This is a genomic window from Acidovorax kalamii (assembly GCF_002245625.1).
Lineage (GTDB): Bacteria > Pseudomonadota > Gammaproteobacteria > Burkholderiales > Burkholderiaceae_C > Acidovorax > Acidovorax kalamii.
On sequence record NZ_NOIG01000004.1, the window covers coordinates 565,407 to 584,143 of the forward strand.

21 protein-coding genes are annotated in these 18,737 nt (G+C 67.7%); 6 read left to right on the top strand and 15 right to left on the bottom strand.

Annotated elements, in window-relative coordinates; genetic code table 11:
* Positions 1–9: 9 nt before the first annotated feature.
* Positions 10–1,623 (bottom strand): DUF1800 domain-containing protein, encoded by a 1,614-nt coding sequence (locus CBY09_RS05645; RefSeq protein WP_094287278.1) that lies wholly within the window; start codon positions 1,621–1,623, stop codon positions 10–12.
* Positions 1,624–1,771: 148 nt separating this feature from the next.
* On the bottom strand, positions 1,772–3,043 hold the full coding sequence (locus tag CBY09_RS05650) for an MFS transporter (RefSeq protein ID WP_094287280.1): 1,272 nt from the start codon (positions 3,041–3,043) through the stop codon (positions 1,772–1,774).
* Between the two features lie 255 nt (positions 3,044–3,298).
* Here CBY09_RS05650 and CBY09_RS05655 point away from each other — a divergent pair, with 255 nt between their 5' ends.
* Positions 3,299–5,002 carry a flagellinolysin gene (locus CBY09_RS05655; protein WP_094287282.1) on the top strand — a complete coding sequence of 568 codons (1,704 nt, stop codon included), beginning with the start codon at positions 3,299–3,301 and terminating at the stop codon, positions 5,000–5,002.
* Positions 5,003–5,022: 20 nt separating this feature from the next.
* Here CBY09_RS05655 and CBY09_RS05660 read toward each other — a convergent pair whose 3' ends face one another.
* Positions 5,023–5,460 carry a thermonuclease family protein gene (locus CBY09_RS05660; RefSeq protein ID WP_094287284.1) on the bottom strand — a complete coding sequence of 146 codons (438 nt, stop codon included), beginning with the start codon at positions 5,458–5,460 and terminating at the stop codon, positions 5,023–5,025.
* Positions 5,461–6,161: 701 nt separating this feature from the next.
* On the opposite strand from CBY09_RS05660, the gene CBY09_RS05670 reads away from it, so the two are divergent.
* The gene (locus CBY09_RS05670) at positions 6,162–6,785 is read left to right on the top strand and encodes a DUF2242 domain-containing protein (protein ID WP_094287286.1); all 624 of its coding nucleotides are present in this window, start codon (positions 6,162–6,164) and stop codon (positions 6,783–6,785) included.
* 42 nt (positions 6,786–6,827) lie between these two features.
* Here CBY09_RS05670 and CBY09_RS05675 read toward each other — a convergent pair whose 3' ends face one another.
* Complete coding sequence (locus CBY09_RS05675; RefSeq protein WP_094287287.1) at positions 6,828–7,367, bottom strand: RBBP9/YdeN family alpha/beta hydrolase; 540 nt, start codon at positions 7,365–7,367, stop codon at positions 6,828–6,830.
* Between the two features lie 137 nt (positions 7,368–7,504).
* On the opposite strand from CBY09_RS05675, the gene CBY09_RS05680 reads away from it, so the two are divergent.
* Entirely contained in the window at positions 7,505–7,942 is a 438-nt protein-coding gene (locus tag CBY09_RS05680; protein WP_094287289.1) for an Lrp/AsnC family transcriptional regulator, read from the top strand.
* A 360-nt stretch (positions 7,943–8,302) separates the two neighbouring features.
* On the opposite strand, the gene CBY09_RS05685 is transcribed toward CBY09_RS05680, so the two are convergent.
* Positions 8,303–9,193 (bottom strand): LysR family transcriptional regulator, encoded by an 891-nt coding sequence (locus tag CBY09_RS05685; RefSeq protein ID WP_420807439.1) that lies wholly within the window; start codon positions 9,191–9,193, stop codon positions 8,303–8,305.
* Between the two features lie 133 nt (positions 9,194–9,326).
* Here CBY09_RS05685 and gstA point away from each other — a divergent pair, with 133 nt between their 5' ends.
* Both gstA and CBY09_RS05695 read left to right on the top strand, forming a co-directional pair.
* Positions 9,327–9,935 carry a glutathione transferase GstA gene (gene gstA, locus CBY09_RS05690; protein WP_094288045.1) on the top strand — a complete coding sequence of 203 codons (609 nt, stop codon included), beginning with the start codon at positions 9,327–9,329 and terminating at the stop codon, positions 9,933–9,935.
* The gene (locus CBY09_RS05695) at positions 9,932–10,642 is read left to right on the top strand and encodes a glutathione S-transferase family protein (RefSeq protein WP_094287291.1); all 711 of its coding nucleotides are present in this window, start codon (positions 9,932–9,934) and stop codon (positions 10,640–10,642) included. The genes gstA and CBY09_RS05695 overlap by 4 nt, the downstream gene beginning before the upstream one ends.
* Here the strand turns inward: CBY09_RS05695 and CBY09_RS05700 are convergent.
* The 3 genes from CBY09_RS05700 to CBY09_RS05710 all read right to left on the bottom strand — a co-directional run bounded on the left by CBY09_RS05700 (position 10,564) and on the right by CBY09_RS05710 (position 12,542).
* A complete protein-coding gene (locus CBY09_RS05700; RefSeq protein WP_420807441.1) occupies positions 10,564–11,244 on the bottom strand; it encodes a pseudouridine synthase in 681 nt (226 codons plus the stop codon). The genes CBY09_RS05695 and CBY09_RS05700 overlap by 79 nt on opposite strands.
* A gap of 28 nt (positions 11,245–11,272) precedes the next feature.
* Positions 11,273–12,205: a M23 family metallopeptidase gene (locus CBY09_RS05705; RefSeq protein WP_240515595.1), complete on the bottom strand. Its 933-nt coding sequence runs from the start codon at positions 12,203–12,205 to the stop codon at positions 11,273–11,275.
* An 88-nt stretch (positions 12,206–12,293) separates the two neighbouring features.
* Positions 12,294–12,542 (bottom strand): hypothetical protein, encoded by a 249-nt coding sequence (locus CBY09_RS05710; protein WP_094287295.1) that lies wholly within the window; start codon positions 12,540–12,542, stop codon positions 12,294–12,296.
* A gap of 236 nt (positions 12,543–12,778) precedes the next feature.
* Here CBY09_RS05710 and CBY09_RS05715 point away from each other — a divergent pair, with 236 nt between their 5' ends.
* Entirely contained in the window at positions 12,779–13,564 is a 786-nt protein-coding gene (locus CBY09_RS05715) for a transporter substrate-binding domain-containing protein (protein WP_094287297.1), read from the top strand.
* Between the two features lie 36 nt (positions 13,565–13,600).
* Here CBY09_RS05715 and CBY09_RS05720 read toward each other — a convergent pair whose 3' ends face one another.
* The 7 genes from CBY09_RS05720 to CBY09_RS05750 all read right to left on the bottom strand — a co-directional run bounded on the left by CBY09_RS05720 (position 13,601) and on the right by CBY09_RS05750 (position 18,718).
* Positions 13,601–14,062: an SRPBCC family protein gene (locus tag CBY09_RS05720; RefSeq protein ID WP_094287299.1), complete on the bottom strand. Its 462-nt coding sequence runs from the start codon at positions 14,060–14,062 to the stop codon at positions 13,601–13,603.
* Between the two features lie 144 nt (positions 14,063–14,206).
* On the bottom strand, positions 14,207–14,524 hold the full coding sequence (locus tag CBY09_RS05725) for a DUF2322 family protein (protein WP_094287301.1): 318 nt from the start codon (positions 14,522–14,524) through the stop codon (positions 14,207–14,209).
* A gap of 132 nt (positions 14,525–14,656) precedes the next feature.
* Complete coding sequence (locus CBY09_RS05730; RefSeq protein WP_094287303.1) at positions 14,657–14,986, bottom strand: hypothetical protein; 330 nt, start codon at positions 14,984–14,986, stop codon at positions 14,657–14,659.
* 23 nt (positions 14,987–15,009) lie between these two features.
* Positions 15,010–15,723 (bottom strand): nucleotidyl transferase AbiEii/AbiGii toxin family protein, encoded by a 714-nt coding sequence (locus tag CBY09_RS05735; RefSeq protein WP_094287305.1) that lies wholly within the window; start codon positions 15,721–15,723, stop codon positions 15,010–15,012.
* Entirely contained in the window at positions 15,713–16,219 is a 507-nt protein-coding gene (locus CBY09_RS05740; protein ID WP_094287307.1) for a helix-turn-helix domain-containing protein, read from the bottom strand. Before CBY09_RS05740 ends, CBY09_RS05735 begins: the two co-directional genes overlap by 11 nt.
* Before the next feature lie 82 nt (positions 16,220–16,301).
* Positions 16,302–17,300 carry an FHA domain-containing protein gene (locus CBY09_RS05745; protein ID WP_094287309.1) on the bottom strand — a complete coding sequence of 333 codons (999 nt, stop codon included), beginning with the start codon at positions 17,298–17,300 and terminating at the stop codon, positions 16,302–16,304.
* Positions 17,297–18,718 carry a S1 family peptidase gene (locus tag CBY09_RS05750; protein ID WP_094287311.1) on the bottom strand — a complete coding sequence of 474 codons (1,422 nt, stop codon included), beginning with the start codon at positions 18,716–18,718 and terminating at the stop codon, positions 17,297–17,299. Before CBY09_RS05750 ends, CBY09_RS05745 begins: the two co-directional genes overlap by 4 nt.
* Positions 18,719–18,737: the final 19 nt, after the last annotated feature.

An 18,737-nucleotide genomic window follows, 5' to 3' on the forward strand; every position in this document is an offset into this window, starting at 1 on the left:
GTGATTTCCTCAGCCGTGCATGAATTCCGGTGATGCAAGGAACAACAGGTTCCACTCGCGTGGCGATGCCGCCTGCGCCAGCGCATTGCGCGTGGCGGCCGACCAGGTGGGCTGCAGGGCGCGCACATAGGCACTCTGCGCCAGCGGTGGGGGTGTGCGCTGCGATGCAGACTGTTCGGCCATCCTCATCTCCTTCTCGCGCGGGGTGGGCACGGGGACGGTGGCCACCCCGGCGCCGATGGCGCGGGCGATCTCGAAGCGCGTGGACATCTGCCCTGAGCCTGCCCATGCCGCCGCGTCCAGCGGGTAGCCGTCGGGCGTGGCGCGGCCATACAGGGGCTCGGCCAGGCGCTGCAGCCAGCTCAGCGCGGGCTCGGCGCCGGGCAGCACGGCGTCGCCATGGGCCAGGCGCAGGCTGGCCAGCACATAGTGCACCGGGTCGCGAAAGCGCTGGCCCAGCGATGCACGAAATTCCGGCGCGCTGAACAGTGCCTCCAGCACGGCGGCGATGTCGCCATCGGTGCGCTCGAACGTGCGGGCCAGGGTTTGCAGCAGCGCGGGCGGTGGCTTGTCGCCCACTAGGAAAAGCGCGATCTTACGCGTGATGAAACGCGCTGTGGCCGGTGCGCGTGCCAGTCGGTCCAGCGCTTCGTCCACCTCGGCCAGGCCTTCGGCGCGCAGGGGCTGGCCCAGCAGGGTCTTGGGGTCCCAGTCGTGCCGCTGGGGGTTGAACTCGAACAGGCCATCGCGCACGTAGTGGCGGCGCAGCGCGGGCTTCATGCGCGGGTGCTCGTCGCTGTCTGGCTGGCGCGCAATGCCCACACCGGTCAGCACGCGTGCCAGCTCCTGCACGTCCTGCTGGCTGTAGCCGCCGTCCACGCCCAGCGTGTGCAGCTCCATCAGCTCGCGCGCGTAGTTTTCGTTGATGCGGCCCGCTGCGTTGCGGGCGTTGTCCAGGTAATGCAGCATGGCCGGGTGGCGCACCGTGGCACCCAGCAGGTCGCGAAAGCGGCCCAGTGCGTGGGGGCGGATGGCGCGTTCCTCGTAGTCGCCCACCAGCACACGCAGGTGGCCCTTGCCCGCAAACACGCTGAAGTGGTTCATCCAGAACCAGGTCATCTTCTCGCGCAGCTGGGTGGGCGAATACAGCGCGCGCAGCACAAAACGCTCGGCAGCCTCTTGCTGCAGCGCGCGCATGTCCTGCTGCCAGGCCTTGAGCGCGGCTTTGCGGCCATCCTCGGTGGGCTGGGCCTTGGCGGCCTGGTGCTGCGCCTCCATGCGCGCGGCCAGCTCGGGCAGGGGCGTGCGGGTGATGGCCATGGCGTCGATCTGCGCCTGGGCCGCGCGCGGCAGCGTGGCGGGCGGGGGGCACAGCTGCGCGGCCAGGTAGGCGGCAACCCCTTGCGGTGGCAGCGCCTGTGCGCCCTGGGCGGTGTTGCCCCAGGTCACGCGGTCCAGCAGGCGGGTTTGCGTGGCTTCGTCTGCACTGGCCCAGCCAGCGGTACCCGCCGGGGCAGCGGCGCGTGCCAGGCCCAGCGGGGCGGTGGCAGCCATGCCCAGCAGGCCAGCGAGCACGGTGCGGCGGTGAAGAGGGCCGGGGAGCGGGGCGGAAGGAGCGTTCATGGGGCGCACAGGGGGCAGGCAGTGGAGCGCATGGTGCTCCGCCCCAACGCGCCGTGCAAGCCTGCCGCGCGGGTTTTACCTGCGCGACACAAACGCCCCGGAGCTTGTTTACAAGGGCTGTCGCGCCGTCGCTGAACCGCTCAGCTGCTCAGCTGCTGGCCTGCGCAGCTTCCTCGAAACGGTCTACCGTACGCAGGGTCTTGAACGCCAGCATCCAGCCACCCACCACGCCCAGCGTGCACAGCCCGCCCACCACGGCGGCGGGCACCACGCCCAGCCAGGCGGCGCTGGTGCCCGCGCGGAACTCGCCCAGCTCGTTGGACGAGCCGATGAACAGCATGTTCACCGCGTTCACCCGCCCGCGCATCGTGTCGGGCGTGGAGAACTGCACCAGCGCGCCCCGGATGTACACGCTCACCATGTCGGCCGCTCCCGCCACCATCAGCGCCGCAAACGACAGCCAGAACCAGTGTGAGAGCGCAAACACGAGGTTGGCCACACCAAACACCGCCACGGCGATGAACATGGTGCGCCCCACATGGCGGTTGAAGGGCCGCATGCTCAGGTACAGCCCGGCACCCACCTCGCCCACGGCCATGGCGCTGCGCAGCGCGCCCAGGCCGGCCGGGCCTACGTGCAGCACCTCTTGCGCGTAGATGGGCAGCAGGGCCACCACGCCGCCCAGCAGCACGGCAAACAGGTCCAGCGAAATGGTGCCCAGGATGATGGGCCGCGAGCGGATGAAGCCGATGCCCGCGCCAAAACGCTGCCACATCGTGCCCTGCGTGGGCCCGGGGGCGGTGCCGTGTGCCACCGGAACCCGCAGTACCAGCGCCACCCCCAGCGCAAAGCAGGCGCAGCACATGGCATAGGTCAGCTCGCCGCCGCCCAGCGCATACAGCAGCCCGCCCAGCAGGGGCCCGCCGATGCTGGCCACGCGCATCAGCATGCTGTTGGCAGCCATGGCCTGCGCCAGATGCCCGCGCGGCACGATCTGCGGCAGCAGGCTTTGCATGGCCGGGCCCGAGAACGCGCGCGAACAGCCATACAGCACCAGCACCGCATAAATGCCCGCCACCCCGCTGGCCCCGTGGCCCGACAGCCACCACAGCAGTGCGCTGCACACCCCGCCCACCGCCCAGGCCAGCGCCAGGATGCGCTTGCGCGCAAACCGGTCGATCAGATCGCCCGCCGGCAGCAGCAGGCACAGCATGGGCAGAAACTGCGCCAGCCCCACATAGGCCAGCGCCAGGGGTTCACGGGTGAGGTCGTACACCTGCCAGGCCACCACCACGGCCTGCACCTGGGTGGCCACCACGGCCACCACGCGGGCGATCAGAAAAGCAACAAAACCGGAATGGCGGTAGACGCTGGTGGGCTCGGCAGTGGGCGCCGCAAAAGGGGATGGGGGGGCGGTCATGACAAACGGGGACGGGTTGGCACCGGGGCGCTGTGCGCGGTGGAGCCAGGAGGGAGAAAGACCCCACGATGCTATCGGCGATGCCCCCTGCGCGCTGGCGGCTTAGGTAAAGACCCGCAGAAATCGCCATTCAGGTTTTGCCGGAGCGCGTCGATAAGGAGACAGAGAAGCGGGTTTCCGGGCCCCCGGCGCTGTGGCGTGGGGCGCGGTGCCTGTGTATTTATCCACCACTCACCAGGAGCTGCGGGGCTGGCCATGGGGTTGACGATCAACACCAACGTGATGTCGCTGAATGCGCAGCGCCGGCTTGGTAATGCGCAGAGCGATATGGCCACGACCGTGCAGCGCCTGTCCTCGGGCCTGCGCATCAACAGCGCCAAGGACGACGCCGCGGGCCTGGCGATCTCCGAGCGCTTCACCTCGCAGATCCGCGGGCTGAACCAGGCGGCGCGCAATGCCAACGACGGCCTGTCGCTCATGCAGACGGCCGAGGGCGCGCTGCAGAGCGTCACGGCCAGCCTGCAGCGCATCCGCGAGCTGGCTGTGCAGGCCGCCAACGACACCAACAGCGCGTCCGACCGCCAGGCGATCCAGGCCGAGGTGACGCGGCTGGCGCAAGAGATTGACCGTACCGGGCGCACCACGCAGTTCAACGGCATGGACGTGTTCGACCGCTCTGACGCCAGCGTGGTGGGCGACGAGAACCTGCTGTCCGTGTTTGATGGCCTGACCAGCGCGGGCAGCTGGCTGGAGAGCAGCGAAAACCTTATCCGCACCTATTTTGGCCTGCAGGGCGATGGGGCGGCCATCGACATCCGCTACACCGGCTTTACCGACAACGCGGGCGGTGTGGCTGCCTATGTGCAGGTCACCGGGTTTGACGGGCAGGGGCGGGGCAACAACCTGGTGCTGCAGGTGGACATGGCCGACTTCGTGCCGCCCAACCCGCCCAATGGGGGCTCTGCGCCGTTCTACAACGACCGTGTGATTGCCCACGAAATGGTGCACGCGGTGATGGCCCGCTCCACCAACTGGCAGAACATCACTGGCAGCCACCTGTGGTTTGCCGAAGGCGCGGCCGAATTCATCCACGGCGCCGAAGAACGGGTGCGCGCCGACGTGGCCAACCTGGGCGTGGCCGCGGTGGTGGCGGCCATTGGCGGGCCCAGCAATACCAGCGAGTTCTACTCGTCCAGCTACTCGGCCGTGCGCTACATGCACGAGCGCATCAAGACGGCGGGCGGCACCGGCATCAAAGATGTGCTCACCTACATGAGCAACAACCCCGGCTCCACGCTGGACGCGGCCATTGGCGCAGCCTCGGCCGGGGCCTTCACCAACGCGGGCGATGTGCTCACGCAGTACGGGCTCAACGGGGCGGCCTTCATCGGCAGTTTTGACCTGAACAATGCCGACACCGGCGCCATTGGCGGCGCCGACGTGGACGGCGGCATGGTGCGCGACGCCAAGGCGGCGCTGCCCAACCAGGGCAGCCGCTCGGGCAAGGACGCGCTGCAGGGCTTCACCGAGACCTACGAAAACATCGCCTCGACCAGCGGCGCCATCAGCACCAAGGTCTTCCAGGTGGGCGCCAACGCCAACCAGACCCTGGAAACCCGCGTGGGCGCAATTGGTCTGGGCGCCATGGGGCTGCGCAACACGCTGGACGTGACCACCTCGGCCGCGCAGGCCATCGTGTCGGTAGACCGCGCGCTGGACTACGTGAACAGCCAGCGTGCCGTCATCGGCGCGCAGTCGTCGCGTCTGGAGTCGGCCATCACCAACTTGCAGATCGGCAGCGAGAACCTCTCGGCCAGCCGGGCGCGCATCACCGACACCGACTTTGCGGTGGAGACCGCCACCCTGGCGCGCCAGCAGATCCTGCAGCAGGCGGGCAACGCCATGGTGGTGCAGGCCAACCAGATGCCCCAGGGCGTGCTGGCTTTGCTGCGCACCTGATCCATCCCTCTGCAGCCAGCTCAGCGCTGGCTGCGCCGGTGCCGGTAGTCCCACGGCGCCAGCGGCCGCTTCTGCGACCACAGGCCGGTGCCACTGCTGCGCGCCTGCTGCTGCAGCGCCGCCAGCTGTGGGCGAGATTCGGCATAGGGCGTGTACACCCAGGCCAGGCCCGCGCGCACCTGGGCCGTGGCCACATCGGCACTGCCGCAGCGCACATGGGCCACCGTGCGGCCGTAGCTGTCTTCATCCACCGGCTGCAGCGTGGCGCGCTGCCTGAAGCACAGCCGCGCCAGGTGCTGCCGCGACTTCTGGCCAAACGCCTGGCGCGACTCGGGTGCGTCGATGGCGGCAATGCGCACCTTCACCTGCTGGTAGGCGCCGGGCGCGCCGCAGCGCGCGGTGAGGGTGTCGCCGTCGCTGATGGCGACGACCAGGCAGAACAGGGAAGCAAGGGGCACGGGCGGTGGTGGGGTTGGGAGAGGTGGGCGAAAGGCTGCGTTGACGGGAGGCGGCAGCTTTACAAGCTTTTTTGGCCTCTTGGGCGCAATGGATAAGCGCTGATAGCTATCAATAGTGTAGCTGCTGTGGAGCAGGCTCCGGGGCAAGCCGGGGGGTGTGGCCCATGGGGTGCAGGAATGCCGGTTTTTTGTGCAGCCTGCTGAAACCACACACCGGCGCGGGTTTGAGAACGTGTTCACGATCTTTTCCGGGCCGCGCAAGTGCCTTGCCGGGATGGGATGCAAGGCGCGGTGCGCGGTGGATAGCTCGGCTATCCACAAGCGCCGCAACGCCGCAGACCGCCCGGCAAGGCACTTGCCCGAAGGGTTGGGGCGAAATCGGGCGATTGGACGCCCCGGCTGCTTGCATGGGCACGAGCCCATGCAGCGCACCCGAAGCATCCACTCATCCCGATTGCGCCCCAACGCGGCCCCGAAAAGATCGTGAACACGTTCTGAAGGTTGTTCCGGGGTTTATCCACAACCTGTTGCACATGCTGCGGGTATAACTTGCCGGAAGATGGTGGGCACGGCGAACAACCCCGTCCAAACCCTGGCCATGTAGCGGCCGGTGGGCTGGCCGCTCCCTAAAATCGATGGAACCGCGCCGGGCCTGTGCCGTCAGAGCACCCTGTTGCGCAGCGTGAAGAAAACAACCCGACATGACACCAAAACCCCAGACGCATTGCCCCTTGCCCCCCGCCGCAACGGCGGCCAGCGCGCCAGCCCGTGCCCCGCTGCGGGCGCTGGCCTTGGCCGTGGCAGGCGGTGCATCGGCCCTGCTGCTGGCGGGCTGCGTGGGCACCACCGTCAAGACCTTCGAAGTGCAGGAAAACTTTGGCTCCGTGGCCACCTATTCGCGCCTTTTTGACGCTACCCCGCAGCAGACCTGCGAGGCATCGCGCCGTGCGCTGCTCAGCCAGGGCTATGTCATCTCCACCCAGCAGGCCGAGCTGATCGAGGGCAAGAAGAGCTTCCAGCCCGAGGCCGAATCGCACCTGCAGATGGTGGTGCGCGTGGTGTGTGTGCCCGAGGCCAATGACGGCAAGGTGAGCCTGGGCTTTGTGACCGCGCTGCAGGACACCTACGCCCTGCGCAAGACCAACAACTCCGCCAGCGTGGGCGTGGGCGCCATCGGCTCGGTGTCGCTGCCGTTTTCCTCCAGCAGCGAATCGCTGGTGAAGGTGGGCAGCGAGACCATTTCCAAAGACACCTTCTACGAAAGCTTCTTCGACCTAGTGAAGCGCTACCTCATCATCGACCAAGCCCAGACTAGTGGCGGCTGAACGTGTGAGGCCAGGCGCCCCGCAGCGATAGAGCAGCAGGCATCACTCGCCGCGCCAGCGCTCCACCAGCGCCCACCCCTCGGGCCAGTCGCCCAGCCCGCTGTCGGCATTGAGGTGGCCCCGCGCGCCCAGCACCACAGGTTCGGCGTTCCAGGCGCTGGCGCATTGCGCTGAAAAGCCGGGGGTGGAATAGGGGTCGGTGGTGCTGCTCATCAGCACCCGCCGGGGCCCGGCGGGCAAGGTGCCAGGCAGCGGCGCAAAACCGTGGGCGTCGGCCGGGAAGTTCGGCCCGCTGGGGTCGGGCACCGCCACCAGCAGCAGCGCATGTACGGACCGGCGGTGGCGTGCGGCCCAGTGCACCGCCACCAGGCAGCCCAGGCTGTGCGCCACCAGAATCGGGGGCTGCGGCAGCGCGGCAATCGCGTCATCGAGTGCACGCACCCAGGTGTCGCACACGGGGTGGTCCCAGTCGGCCTGCTCCACCCGCGCCACGCCCGCGTGCCGCGTTTGCCACAATGACTGCCAGTGGGTGGGGCCCGAGTTGTAGATGCCCGGAATGAGCAAAACAGGTCGCGTCGTCATCCAAATTCCTTGTTGTCAAAGCAGATCCATCACTGCCCGCCCACGATAGGAATCTGCGGCCACCTCGGCCAGTGGCAGCCATCGGAAATCGCCCGCCCAAACCTTGAAGTCATCGCAAACACAAAGGAAACGCTGCTGTGGAACTGGACAAAAAAGACCGGCAGATCCTCACGGCCCTGCAGCACGACGCGCGCCAGAGCCTGTCGGCGCTGGGCAAACAGATCGGCCTGTCGCAGCCCGCGATGAGCGAGCGCGTGAAGAAACTCGAAGACGCAGGCGTGATTGCGGGCTACTCCGCCCGCATCAACCTCGCCGCCGTGGGGCTGGGCCTGCAGGCCGTGGTGCGGGTGCGCACCACGCACGAGCATATCCAGCGCTATGTGCAACTGTTCCAGTCCATGCCCGAGGTGCTCGAGGCCGTGCGTGTGACCGGTGAAGACTGTTTTGTGGTGCGCTGCGCCTTCGGCCAGCCCGCCGACCTGGAGCGTGTGGTGGATGCGCTGGCGGCGTATGGCAGCGTGTCCACTTCGCTGGTGCTGTCGCACCCGGTGAACAAGGCGGTGCCGCTGGTGTAAGAACCTGTTCAAGATCTTTTCGGGGTCGCACAAGTGCCTTGCCGGGATGGGATGCTAGGCGCGGTGCGCAGCCAATAGCTCGGCTATTGGCAAGCGCCGCAACGCCGCAGACCGCCCGGCAAGGCACTTGCCCGCAGGGTTGGAGTGAAATCGGGCGACAAGGCCGCTCCGGCTGCTTGCATGGGCATGAGCCCATGCTGTGCATCCGAAGCATCCACTCATCCCGATTGCACTCCAATGCGATCCTCGAAAAGATCTTGAACAGGTTCTAAGGGGGCGCTGAAATGACCGACTCCGCGCAATGGCTAAGCGCTGACAGCTATTGAATGCATAGCAATCATCGGTCGTTTCGTGGAGCCCTCAGGGCAGCTCCACCGTGTCTGCCAGATGCCCGTACACCGCTGCGATGCGCCGCAGGTGCCGCGACTCCGGGTGCGTGAGCAGCCACAGCTCGTTGTCACATTCGGCCAGCGACCCGGTGAGCGGGCGCAGGTCACTGCGGCCCTGGGCCAGAAAGGTCGGCAGCACGCCCACGCCCGCACCCCGGGCCACCAGCTCCATGACCGTGAGCAGGCTGTTCACGCGGTAGGTGGGCTGCACCTTGGGGTACTGCTTCTTGCGCCAGCGCACCGAGGGGTGGTCGGGCATGGAGTCGTCGGGCGCGACCCAGGCCGCGCGGCCCGCCTGCACATCGGACAAGGCCAGCGTGCTGGTGTGGGCGGTGTAGAGCGCCGAGCGGATCGTGCCGATTTGCCGGCCCACCAGATGCTGCGGCGGGCGTTTGGTGGCGCGCACGGCGATGTCGGTGTCGCGCCGTGTGAGGCTCACCAGCTCGTTGCCCGCATGCAGCTCGTACACCAGCGCCGGGTGCCGGGGCTGCAGCCGCTGCAGTGCCGGTGCGATGAGCCCGTGCAGGAGGGTGTCGGTGGTGGAGATGCGCACCGTGCCCGTGATCTGCTCAGGCTGCGCCTGGGTGGCGGTGCGCGCGGCCTCCAGGGCGGCCTCTACCCGTTCTGCCTGCTCGGCCAGGGCCTGGGCCAGTTCCGAGGCGCGGTAGCCCGCGCGAGAGCGCTCGAACAGCGACTGCCCCAGCCCCCTCTCGATGCGCTGGATCGCGCGGAACACGGTGGAGGCATCCACCCCCAGGCGCTCGCCGGCCGCCGCCAGCGTGCCGGTGCGCACCATGGCCAGCAGCACCTCCAGCTCGGCGGCGCCCAGACGGTATTGCGTTGTTGCAATCAATGATTTCATGGCTGCGAATTTCGTTTGCGCTAGTGCAATCATAAATTCTGCCTGTCGCCCCTGCCGGCCCGATCCGATCCAGGCCGCATGCATCCGGGTGACGACCTTCCACCTCTTTTTGACAGAAAGCCCCGCCACCATGATGAAGCTCTACTACGCCCCCGGCGCCTGCTCGCTCGCCGTCCACATTGCCCTGCGCGAGGTGGGTGCCACCTTTGACCTGGTGAAGGTGGACCTGGCGCGCCACACCACCGAGGCCGGCGCCAACTTCCTCGATATTTCACCGCGCGGTTACGTGCCCCTGCTGGAGCTTGCCGACCAGTCGCGCCACACCGAGGGCGCGGCGCTGCTGCAGTACGTGGCCGACCTGGATCCGGCGCGGGCGCTGATTGGCCAACCCGGCTCGCGCGAGCGCCTGGCCGTGCTGGAATGGCTTACCTTCATCAGCACCGAGCTGCACAAGGGTTTCAGCCCCTGGCTGTGGCACAAGGAAACCGCCGACTCCACGCGCCAGGCCGCGCGGGCCAAGCTGGCCACCCGGTTTGCCGAGCTGGATGCGGTGCTGTCGCGCAGCGACTTCCTGGCGGGGGCCTACAGCGTGGCCGACGCCTATGGCTTCACCATCGTGAACTGGTCGAACCTGCTGGGCATCCCGCTCACCGCCTACCCGCACCTGCAGGCCTGGATGGCGCGCGTGGCAGCCCGCCCGCAGGTGCAGGCCGCGCTGCGCGCCGAGGGGCTGTTGTCGTGACCGGTGCAGTGGCCGCACCTGGGCTCACGCTGGTTTCGCATGCGCTGTGCCCCTATGTGCAGCGCGTGGCCATCGTGCTGCACGAAAAAGGCCTTGCGTTTGAGCGCCGCACCATTGATCTGGCGCACAAGCCCGATTGGTTTCTGGCCCTGTCGCCGCTGGGCAAGACGCCGGTGCTGCAGGTGCGCGGCCAGAGCCTGTTCGAGTCGGCCGTGATCTGCGAATACCTGGACGAAGTCGCCACACCGGCGCTGCACCCGCAGGACCCCTTGCAGCGAGCCCGCCACCGCGCGTGGATGGAGTTTGGCTCTGCGGTGCTGGGCAGCATCGGCGCGTTCTACTCGGCGCCCGACGAGGCCACGTTGCAGGCCCGCGCGCACGATTTGCGCGGCCGCTTTGTGCAGATCGAGGACGCGCTGGGGCAACGCAGCGGGCCGGGGCCGTACTTTGCCGGGCCAGACTTCGGCATGGTGGACGCGGTGTTCGGCCCCGTGTTCCGTTACTTCGATGTCATCGACCCCTTGCCAGGCATGGCAGATCTGGGGTTGTGGCAGGGCCTGCCCCGCGTGGCGCACTGGCGTGCGGCGCTGGCCGCCCGCACATCGGTACAGCAGGCCGTGGGCGCGGACTATGCCGAGGGCTTGCGCACCTTCTTGCGCGCGCGGGGCTCGGCGCTTTCGCGGCGCATGGGCGCCGTGGCGGCGTAGCTCCCCACGTCCGCATCGGCCCAGGCACCGGGCGCCAGCCCGTCGAGCGTGTGCGGCCCGATGGCTGCGCGGATGAGCCGCAGCGTGGGGTGGCCCACGGCGGCGGTCATGCGGCGCACCTGGCGGTTGCGGCCTTCGCGGATGATGAGTTCGATCCACGCGGTGGGGATGGCTTTGCGCTCGCGGATGGGCGGGGTGCGGTCCCACACGGCGGGTGCGGGTTCCAGCAGGCGCGCGCGGGCGGGCAGGGTGGGGCCGTCGTTCAGCACCACGCCGCTGCGCAGCGCGGCCAGCGCGGCCTCATCCGGGATGCCCTCCACCTGCACCCAGTAGGTTTTCTCCATCTTGAAGCGCGGGTCGGCAATGTGGGCCTGTAACTGGCCGTCGTTGGTCAGCAGCAGCAGGCCTTCGCTGTCGGCGTCCAGGCGCCCGGCCACGTACACGCCGGGCAGCGCGATGTAGTCCTTCAGCCCCTGCCACTTGCCCTCGGCCGTGAACTGGCTCAGCACGCCATAGGGTTTGTTGAAGCGGATCAGGCGCGGGGTCATGGGGGCGGGCGGGGCGTAGGTTTTGAATGAAATGGGCTGCTTGCGCTCGTCCATCATGCGCAAGCAGCTATCAAAATTGTAGTTATGCAGGGATGAACAGGGCCGGGTCCACCATGCTGCGGTTCAGCATCACGCCCCAGTGCAGGTGCGGCCCCGTCACGCGGCCGGTGGCGCCCACCTGGCAGAAGGCGTCGCCCGCCTGCAGCACATCGCCCACGCGCACATCCATGCGGCTCAGGTGGCAGTACATGCTGAGCAGGCCCTGGCCGTGGTCCAGCCACACCGTGCCGCCGTTGAAAAAGTAGTCGCCCACGTCGATCACCCGGCCTGCCAGCGGGGCCACGATGGGCGTGCCTGTGGGCGCAGCGATGTCCATGCCGCTGTGCGGGTTGCGCGGCTGGCCGTTGAACACGCGGCGCAGCCCGAACGAGCTGGAGCGCCGCCCGGGCACCGGCACGCGCATGCGCAGCGACGGCTGGGCCTGGCCCGCAGGCAGCTCGGTGAAGGTGGCCATCACCCGCGCCTGGTGGTCGCGCTCGCGCTCGTAGCGCGCCTGGTCTTCGGGCGAGAGGTCTACCGTGCGCGGCGATACCTGCAAGTGCTGCTCCTTGTAGCGCTTGGGCGCCACCGTGTAGTGCAGCGGGCGGGGGCTGCCGCCGTCGGCCAGCGCGGTGATGAACGCGTCGCCGGGCGCTGCGGCCAGCGGAATGCCCACGATGGCCGTCCACTCGACTACATCGCCCACCACCAGCACCGGCACATCCACGTCACCCTGGCGCACCAGGGCCCGGGGCCGCGCGGCGGCAGGGCCCAGCGAGAGGCGGGCCACACCGCCCGGCACCTGCAGCGCCTGGGGCCATACGGCGGGTGCTACAGGTGGCTTGGCGGGAGATGCAGGCTGCGGCTTGGCGTGCAGGCCCATGGCGGGTGCCAGCAGCAGGCCGCCCGCGCTGGCCAGTGCGGTGCGGCGGGTGAGGAGGGGGAGATGAACAGGATGGGGCGAAGGTGCTGGCACGGGAGAGTCTGGCGTGGCGAGGAGGCTGCAGTGGGACTGTGGCCGGGGGGGCAAACGAGGAAATGGCGGGCCGGAGGCCAAGCCTTGGTCAGTGCGTCACAAACTCATAGGTCACGGCTTCGCTTTCGACCATGTCCAGCACTTCATGGAGTTCTTCCTCGCTGTCGGTGCTGCTCCACATGTCTTCGGGGTCGGTGGCAAACAGCGGCTCGATGGCGATGTCCAGAAACTTGCCGTCGGCCATCTGGATCACCGGCGTGCCTTCGGAGGTTTCGACCAGCTCCCAGTCGTCGGGCACGGTCATTTCGAGCTGGATGGTGACGTTGAGTTTTTTCATGGTGTTCCTCGGGTAATGGGTGTGGCTTGCTGTGGGGCAAGCCGGGGGAATGGTCTTCAGGCCCCGGAGGGTAACCCAGCACGACGGCAGTGCCCGCAACATGCCACCACCGGTCGCGCGTGGCATGTTGCGTGCTTGTGGTTGGCGTATCCTTTTTGTGGCTTTGCCAGGGTGGTGCATGCAGCGTTGCTTTGGCGGCTGGTTTTATCCTTTTTGTCCTCTGGAGCACTTCCCACATGATCCCCAAGAAAACGCTTGCCGTGGCTGCCGCTGCCCTGGCCACTGCCCTGTCCTTTTTCAGCCAGGCCGCGCAGGCAGGCCCCCGGCTCGACAAGATCATGGAGGCCAAGGTGATCCGCGTGGGCACGCCCGGCGACTACCGCCCGTTTGCCATCAAGACCGACGCGGGCTACAGCGGCCACGACATCGACGTGATCGAAACCATGGCCAAGGAGTTGGGGGTGAAGATCGAATATGTGCAGACCTCGTGGCCCAACCTGGTGAAGGATTTGCAGGGCGACAAGTTTGACGTGGCCGTGGGCGGCATCACCCGCAACGTCAACCGCATGCGCATCTTTGACATGCTGCCCGGCTACGCCCCGTTTGGCAAAGTGGCCCTGGTGCGCGCCGCCGACAAGGCAAAGTACACCAGCCTGGACGCCATGAACCAGCCCGCCGTGCGCGTCATCAAGAACCCCGGCGGCACCAACGAGACCTATGTGCTGGCCAACCTCAAGGCCGCCCAGGTCAGCACGCACGACAAGAACGCCGAGATCCCCGCGCTGATCGCCGAGGGCAAGGGCGACGTGATGATCACCGAGACCTACGAAGCCCTGCACTACGCCAAGGCCGACCCGCGCCTGCACGCCGCATTCGTCGATGCGCCGCTGACCCCGAAGAATTACCTGGGATTCATGCTGCCCACCGACGATGCCGACTACGTGCGTGTGATGGGCTTTGTGTGGGGCCTGGTGGACAGCCGAGGCACCATCAAGCAGGCGGCTGACAAGTGGTTGAAGTGATGCGGTTGAAGTGACCAGGGCCGGGGGCTGTGGGCGTTACTCGCCCGGAATCTCCGGCTCCACCAGCAGCGCCAGCAGCTGCAGCGACTCCTGCCAGCCCAGGTAGCACATCTCGGTGGGGATCACCGCCGGGATGCCCGCCTGCACGATGGACACTTCGGTGCCCGTGATCACCTTTTTCAGCTGGACGGTGGTGCGCATTTCGCCCGGCAGGTTGGGGTCGTCAAACCGGTCGGTGTGCACGATGCGCTCGCCCGGCACCAGCTCCACATATTCGCCGCCAAACGCGTGCGTGCCGCCGCTGCTCATGTTGGTGAACTGCATGCGGTAGCTGCCGCCCACGCGCGCATCCAGGCTCAGTACCCGGCCGGTGTAGCCATGGGGCGGCAGCCATTTGCACATGGCATCGGGGTCGAGAAACGCGCGGTAGATGCGCTCGGCCGGGGCGCGCAGCACGCGGTGCAGGGTGACGGTGCCGGTGGTAGTGGTGGTGGTCATGCAGGGTCTCCTTGAGGGTGGGCATCAGGGTGGATGAAAGCGTGAACCGCCAAACGATATCGCTCATTCAACGTGTTCACACCCCTACGACGAACGGGCCTGTGCGTTTTCGACAACCTGCCGCTGCCACGGCAGTTTTTTTTCTCAGACCAAAACCACTTGCACCCCAAAGCTCTCGCTGCCCTGCGCCCAGGCCAGCAGCCGGTCGATGTTGGGATGCTTGCCGGGAAAGGCGCGCGCATCCGCCACATGCTCGGCATACCACTCCAGCCCCAGGCTGGCGGCTGCGGGCGTGATGCGGCCGCCATACAGCGCCCCCAGCGCGGCATACACCACCAGCGATCCGCCCTGGCCGGGCTTGTTCTCAATGGTGGCGAGGACCTGACCGTCGGTGCCCAGCAGGTGCAGGGCGGCGAGGTGGCTGGCGGAGGGGAGTTGTTTCAGGCGGTCTGCGAAGTTCATGGGATGGTGATGGAAGAAAAGTTTGAATGAAATTGGCTGCTTCCGCGCTATGGGTAAGCGCTGGTAGCTACCAAAAGAGGAGTAAATGCCGATGGTATATGCGTGTCGGCGTGTCAGCGTGGCGGCGGGTGCTCACGCCTGCCACACCCCAAACCCCGCCGAGCGCAGGTCGATGCCGATCTCGATCTCCCGGTCCACCGCCTCCTCGTAGCTCATGGGGTTGAACCCCTCGTACAGGTCTGGCAGCAGCCGCAGGCCGTATTGCGTCACAAACCGGTTGGCCTGGATACCCGCCTTGTGCTTGTCAAACCGCACATCCGGGTCCAGCCCGGTCATGCCCACATACACACAGGGCTTGCCATCGATGTAGCCTGGGTTGTTCTTGCGAAAGCGCGGCTCCAGCAGCACGTCTTTGGAGAGTTCGACCACGTAGACGTGGTGGTGGGGCTTGCGGCGGCGCATGGGGCTGGCTGGGGGCTTCTGTTTCACGCATCGGGCAGGATGCGCCGCAGCGCGCGCACCTTGTTCCACAGCACCGCCTTGGGCATTTGCATGGCCATGGCCTGCATGCAGCGCTCCAGCCAGCCGGTGCGGGTGTGCAGCCGGTCAATTGCCTTGCCCAGGTCGCGCGCCACCGATGCGCCATAGGCGTCGGCGGCCTTGGCCAGCGCTGCGCGCAAGGCGGGCAGGGGCAGCTCCATCATGGCCAGGTCGATCACGTCGCGGCTGAACACGCCGTCGTCGGCCTGCCTGTCGGAGTTGGCCAGCAGCTTGGATGCCGCCAGGTCCAGGTGGGTCAGGGTGCTCACGCCGCACAAGGTGTCGTTGGCCGCAGGGGGCTCCAGCACGATGCGCGCCTCGCGCACGATCTCCAGTTTGATCGCCTGCCCATCCATCTGCACCTGGGTGCGGATGCCGTACTGGTCGGCACGGATCTCGCGCAGCAGCACCAGTGGTGGAGCATGGCTGTGGCAGATGGCGGCCAGCCCATCGGGGCTGGTGAGCAGCTGCCGCAGCGCGCGGTAGCCTCCGGCGTCGGACACCAGAAAGTCAATGTCCACGGACTCGCGGTACTCGCCATGGCGCAGCGCAATGCAGGTGCCGCCGCCAAACAGGCAGCCGTGCTGCCGCAGCGTGGCTCCGTTGAGCGCGCCCAGCACATGCGCAATGCGCTGGTGGTGCGGGCGTTCAAACTGCATCGGTAGCCCTGGTTGCTACGTTGGGCGATAGCGCCAACTGAAGCGCCTCCAACAACGCCTGTTCGTGGGCGGGCATGGCCTGCATGTCCAGGTGCCGCGCGTTGCGCTCGTAGATGCCCAGGGCTTCAGCGGGCGTCAGCGTATCGGTGCCATGCACCTGCCAGGCCAACGCGCGCAACTGGGGGTAGTCGGCCAGCGGCACACGTGCCGGAATCCAGCCCGTGAGGTCGGGCGCGGCGCCTGCCAACGGCACCTCGCTGCCGCCGTGCGCTTGGAGCACCATGCCCAGTGCAGCCAGCGTGTTGCACCAGGCGCCCATGGTGACCGAAGGCTCCCCCTTCTCGATGCGGTGCAGCGTGACCCGCGACACCCCGGCCGCCTCGGCCGTCACCGTGGCACTCAGCCGCAGCGCCTTGCGCTGGCTGCGAATCTGTGCGCCGAGGGCCTGGAGCAGGGCGGTGCAGTTTTCTGGTGTAGCAGGCGATGGGGTGGGCATAGTGTTTCTTATTATTTGCAAAAACGTATTATTGTCAAATATAAGAAACACTTTTCAATGTGGCATCTACCCACCCACCCACTCATTCGTCCTCGTCCGCCAGCCCATCGTCCTTCAGGCGCCGGTCCAGCTTGGCGCGCAGGGCTTCGGCGTCTTGCAGCAGCTGGTCCACCGGTGCGGCCGGGGCCACGCGCAGGCTGGGGGGGAACAGGCTGCTCATGTACATCTCGTTGGTCAGCCGCATGCGGTTGAGCCACTGTGCGCCCAGCCATGCGGGCAAGCCCAGGGCCACCACGGCGGCCACCGTCCAGGCCAGGCCCACGCGGCGGCGGGGCAGCACGGTGGCCAGGTGGGCATACAGCGCCCAGGCCAGCACCAGCACGCCCAGCACGCTGGCGAATTGCGACAGCGCCTCCAGCGAGAACGAGAACGCCGCCAGGTTGGCTACCAGCCGCAGGGCTTCGCTGGCCAGGTACACCGTGCAGGCAATGCGCACATGGCGCCAGAACTGCAGGCGGCCCGCAAACATCTTGTTGGCCACGGCCCACAGGCCCGACCAGGCGCTCATCACCAGCAGCAGCATGAGCAGCACGCTGGGCAGCGACTTGAGGTACTGCGAGCTGTCGCGCGACTCCAGCCACGACGAGGCCATGGCCGCCGCCCCCACCAGCACCACCAGCGCGGCCGTGGTGCCCACGGTGCGCCACGGAAACTCCGGCAGCGCCTGCTCGTCGGCAATGGGCGCATCGGCCAGGCGCAGCGTGATGTGGGTGTGGCCCAGGTCGATGGGCGTGCCGCCGGGCCAGTCAAACCGCTCGCCCTGGGCATGGCGCTTGCGCTGCAGGCGGGCGCCGTTGCGGGTCTCCAGCACCTCCACCTGCACCGTGCGGTGTTCGTCCACCGTGCGGTCGATGCGCAGGTGCCGGGGGGCTACAAACGGGTCGTCCAGAACCAAGTCGCAGTCCAGCGCGCGGCCCACGGTCACGGGCCAGCGGGTGATGGGCGCGCGTGCCAGCAGGGCGCCGTGGCGGTCATGGGCTTCGATCAGGCCCAGGGTGGTCGTTGTCGGCATCGTGCTCATGGTGCGGCCTCCCAGCGGAAGGCCTTGAGGTAGTGGCCGGCCAGCTTCATGCCGTTGTCAAACGCAACGCCCTGCACATCCAGGCGGCCCAGCACGCCCTGCGTGGGCTGGTTCACCGAGGTCACCAGCACCGTCATGTTGTACAGGCCGGTCAGCTTGCGGTAGGCCGACAGGCACACCACGGCCCGCAGCGGCAGGCTGCCGGGGTCCACAAAACGCTCGGTGCACTCGGCCGCCGTCTGGTGGCGGTTGCCGCGTGTGGGCAACTGCTCGTTGGCAAAACTTTGCGAATACATGCGCGCAAACCGCGCGGCGCCCAGCGTGGGCGCGTTGTAGGCCTCGTACGACAGGCGCACCGCGCCGGTGTTGAAGTCGCCCGCCACCACATCGCTGTCGGCACGGCACTGCGTGCGCTCCAGGTTCAGGCCGGGGAAGGACGGGTCGCGCCCCGAGCCCCAGCACCGCGCCAGCGCGTCGTCGGGCACGGGCACACGGTAGCTGCCGTGGCGCTGCTCGCGCAGCGGCGTTTTCAAAAACCGGTCGGTCAGCACCTGCTGGTGCTCCACCAGCTGCCGCGTCACTTCGCCATATGCGGCCTGGGTGATGGGCTGGGCGTTGGCCGCGCGCTGCACCAGCGCCTGCGCAAACTCGGCCGGGATCAAAAAGCTCACCTGCTCGCCATCCAGCCGCTTGGCCACATTCACGCCCAGCACGCGGCCTGCGTCGTCCACCGCCGGGCCGCCGCTCATGCCGGGGTTGAGCGTGCCGCCAAAAAAGATGCGCGGGTAAAAGCTGCGCTTGACGAGCCCGTTGTACGTGCCCTCGGTCACGGCAAAGCCGATATCGAGCGGGTTGCCCAGCGAGTAAATGCGCTCGCCCTGCGCCAGCGCCTCGTCGGCGGGCCGAAAGCCCAGCACCGGCGCAGCGGCCGTGCGGCCCTTGGCGCGCAGCACGGCCAGGTCGCGCTGCACGTCAAACGCCAGCAGCTCCACCTCGCCCTCTTGGCCTTCCATCGTCACGTACACGCCCCGGTAGCGTTCGGGCTCCAGCGCCAGCTGGCTGGCCACATGGAAGTTGGTCACGATCAGCCCATCGGCCGACACAAAAAAGCCCGAGCCAATCGACGCCTGCGTGCCCGCGTTGCGCAGCAGCGTGCGGATCTGCACCAGCTTGTCGCGCGACAGCTCGTAAATGCGCCGCGCATCGCGCGAGAGCAGGGCGGCATCGGTCGCTGTGGGGGCGGCGGCTGCAGATGTCTGCGCTGCGCCATCCACCGGGCTGCTACCCGCCGGGCGTGGGGCCGGGGTGGATGCGGTGGCGGTTGAAGGGGCGTTCTGTGCATGGGCCGCCAGGGCGCAAACCAGCAGAACCAGGGACGAGGTGGCCAGCCGCAAGGGCCGGATCAGGGGGAAGGGCATCGCGGTATTCTATGAACGC

Bases quoted from the DNA above. Each gene is read 5' to 3' on its own strand.
- CBY09_RS05655 (WP_094287282.1), top strand. From the start codon at position 3,299: ATGGGGTTGACGATCAACACCAACGTGATGTCGCTGAATGCGCAGCGC.
- CBY09_RS05720 (WP_094287299.1), bottom strand. From the start codon at position 14,062: ATGACCACCACCACTACCACCGGCACCGTCACCCTGCACCGCGTGCTG.
- CBY09_RS05710 (WP_094287295.1), bottom strand. From the start codon at position 12,542: ATGAAAAAACTCAACGTCACCATCCAGCTCGAAATGACCGTGCCCGAC.
- CBY09_RS05715 (WP_094287297.1), top strand. From the start codon at position 12,779: ATGATCCCCAAGAAAACGCTTGCCGTGGCTGCCGCTGCCCTGGCCACT.
- CBY09_RS05670 (WP_094287286.1), top strand. From the start codon at position 6,162: ATGACACCAAAACCCCAGACGCATTGCCCCTTGCCCCCCGCCGCAACG.
- gstA (WP_094288045.1), top strand. From the start codon at position 9,327: ATGAAGCTCTACTACGCCCCCGGCGCCTGCTCGCTCGCCGTCCACATT.
- CBY09_RS05645 (WP_094287278.1), bottom strand. From the start codon at position 1,623: ATGAACGCTCCTTCCGCCCCGCTCCCCGGCCCTCTTCACCGCCGCACC.
- CBY09_RS05740 (WP_094287307.1), bottom strand. From the start codon at position 16,219: ATGCCCACCCCATCGCCTGCTACACCAGAAAACTGCACCGCCCTGCTC.
- CBY09_RS05735 (WP_094287305.1), bottom strand. From the start codon at position 15,723: ATGCAGTTTGAACGCCCGCACCACCAGCGCATTGCGCATGTGCTGGGC.
- CBY09_RS05730 (WP_094287303.1), bottom strand. From the start codon at position 14,986: ATGCGCCGCCGCAAGCCCCACCACCACGTCTACGTGGTCGAACTCTCC.
- CBY09_RS05700 (WP_420807441.1), bottom strand. From the start codon at position 11,244: ATGGACGAGCGCAAGCAGCCCATTTCATTCAAAACCTACGCCCCGCCC.
- CBY09_RS05745 (WP_094287309.1), bottom strand. From the start codon at position 17,300: ATGAGCACGATGCCGACAACGACCACCCTGGGCCTGATCGAAGCCCAT.
- CBY09_RS05725 (WP_094287301.1), bottom strand. From the start codon at position 14,524: ATGAACTTCGCAGACCGCCTGAAACAACTCCCCTCCGCCAGCCACCTC.
- CBY09_RS05675 (WP_094287287.1), bottom strand. From the start codon at position 7,367: ATGACGACGCGACCTGTTTTGCTCATTCCGGGCATCTACAACTCGGGC.
- CBY09_RS05750 (WP_094287311.1), bottom strand. From the start codon at position 18,718: ATGCCCTTCCCCCTGATCCGGCCCTTGCGGCTGGCCACCTCGTCCCTG.
- CBY09_RS05650 (WP_094287280.1), bottom strand. From the start codon at position 3,043: ATGACCGCCCCCCCATCCCCTTTTGCGGCGCCCACTGCCGAGCCCACC.
- CBY09_RS05685 (WP_420807439.1), bottom strand. From the start codon at position 9,193: ATGAAATCATTGATTGCAACAACGCAATACCGTCTGGGCGCCGCCGAG.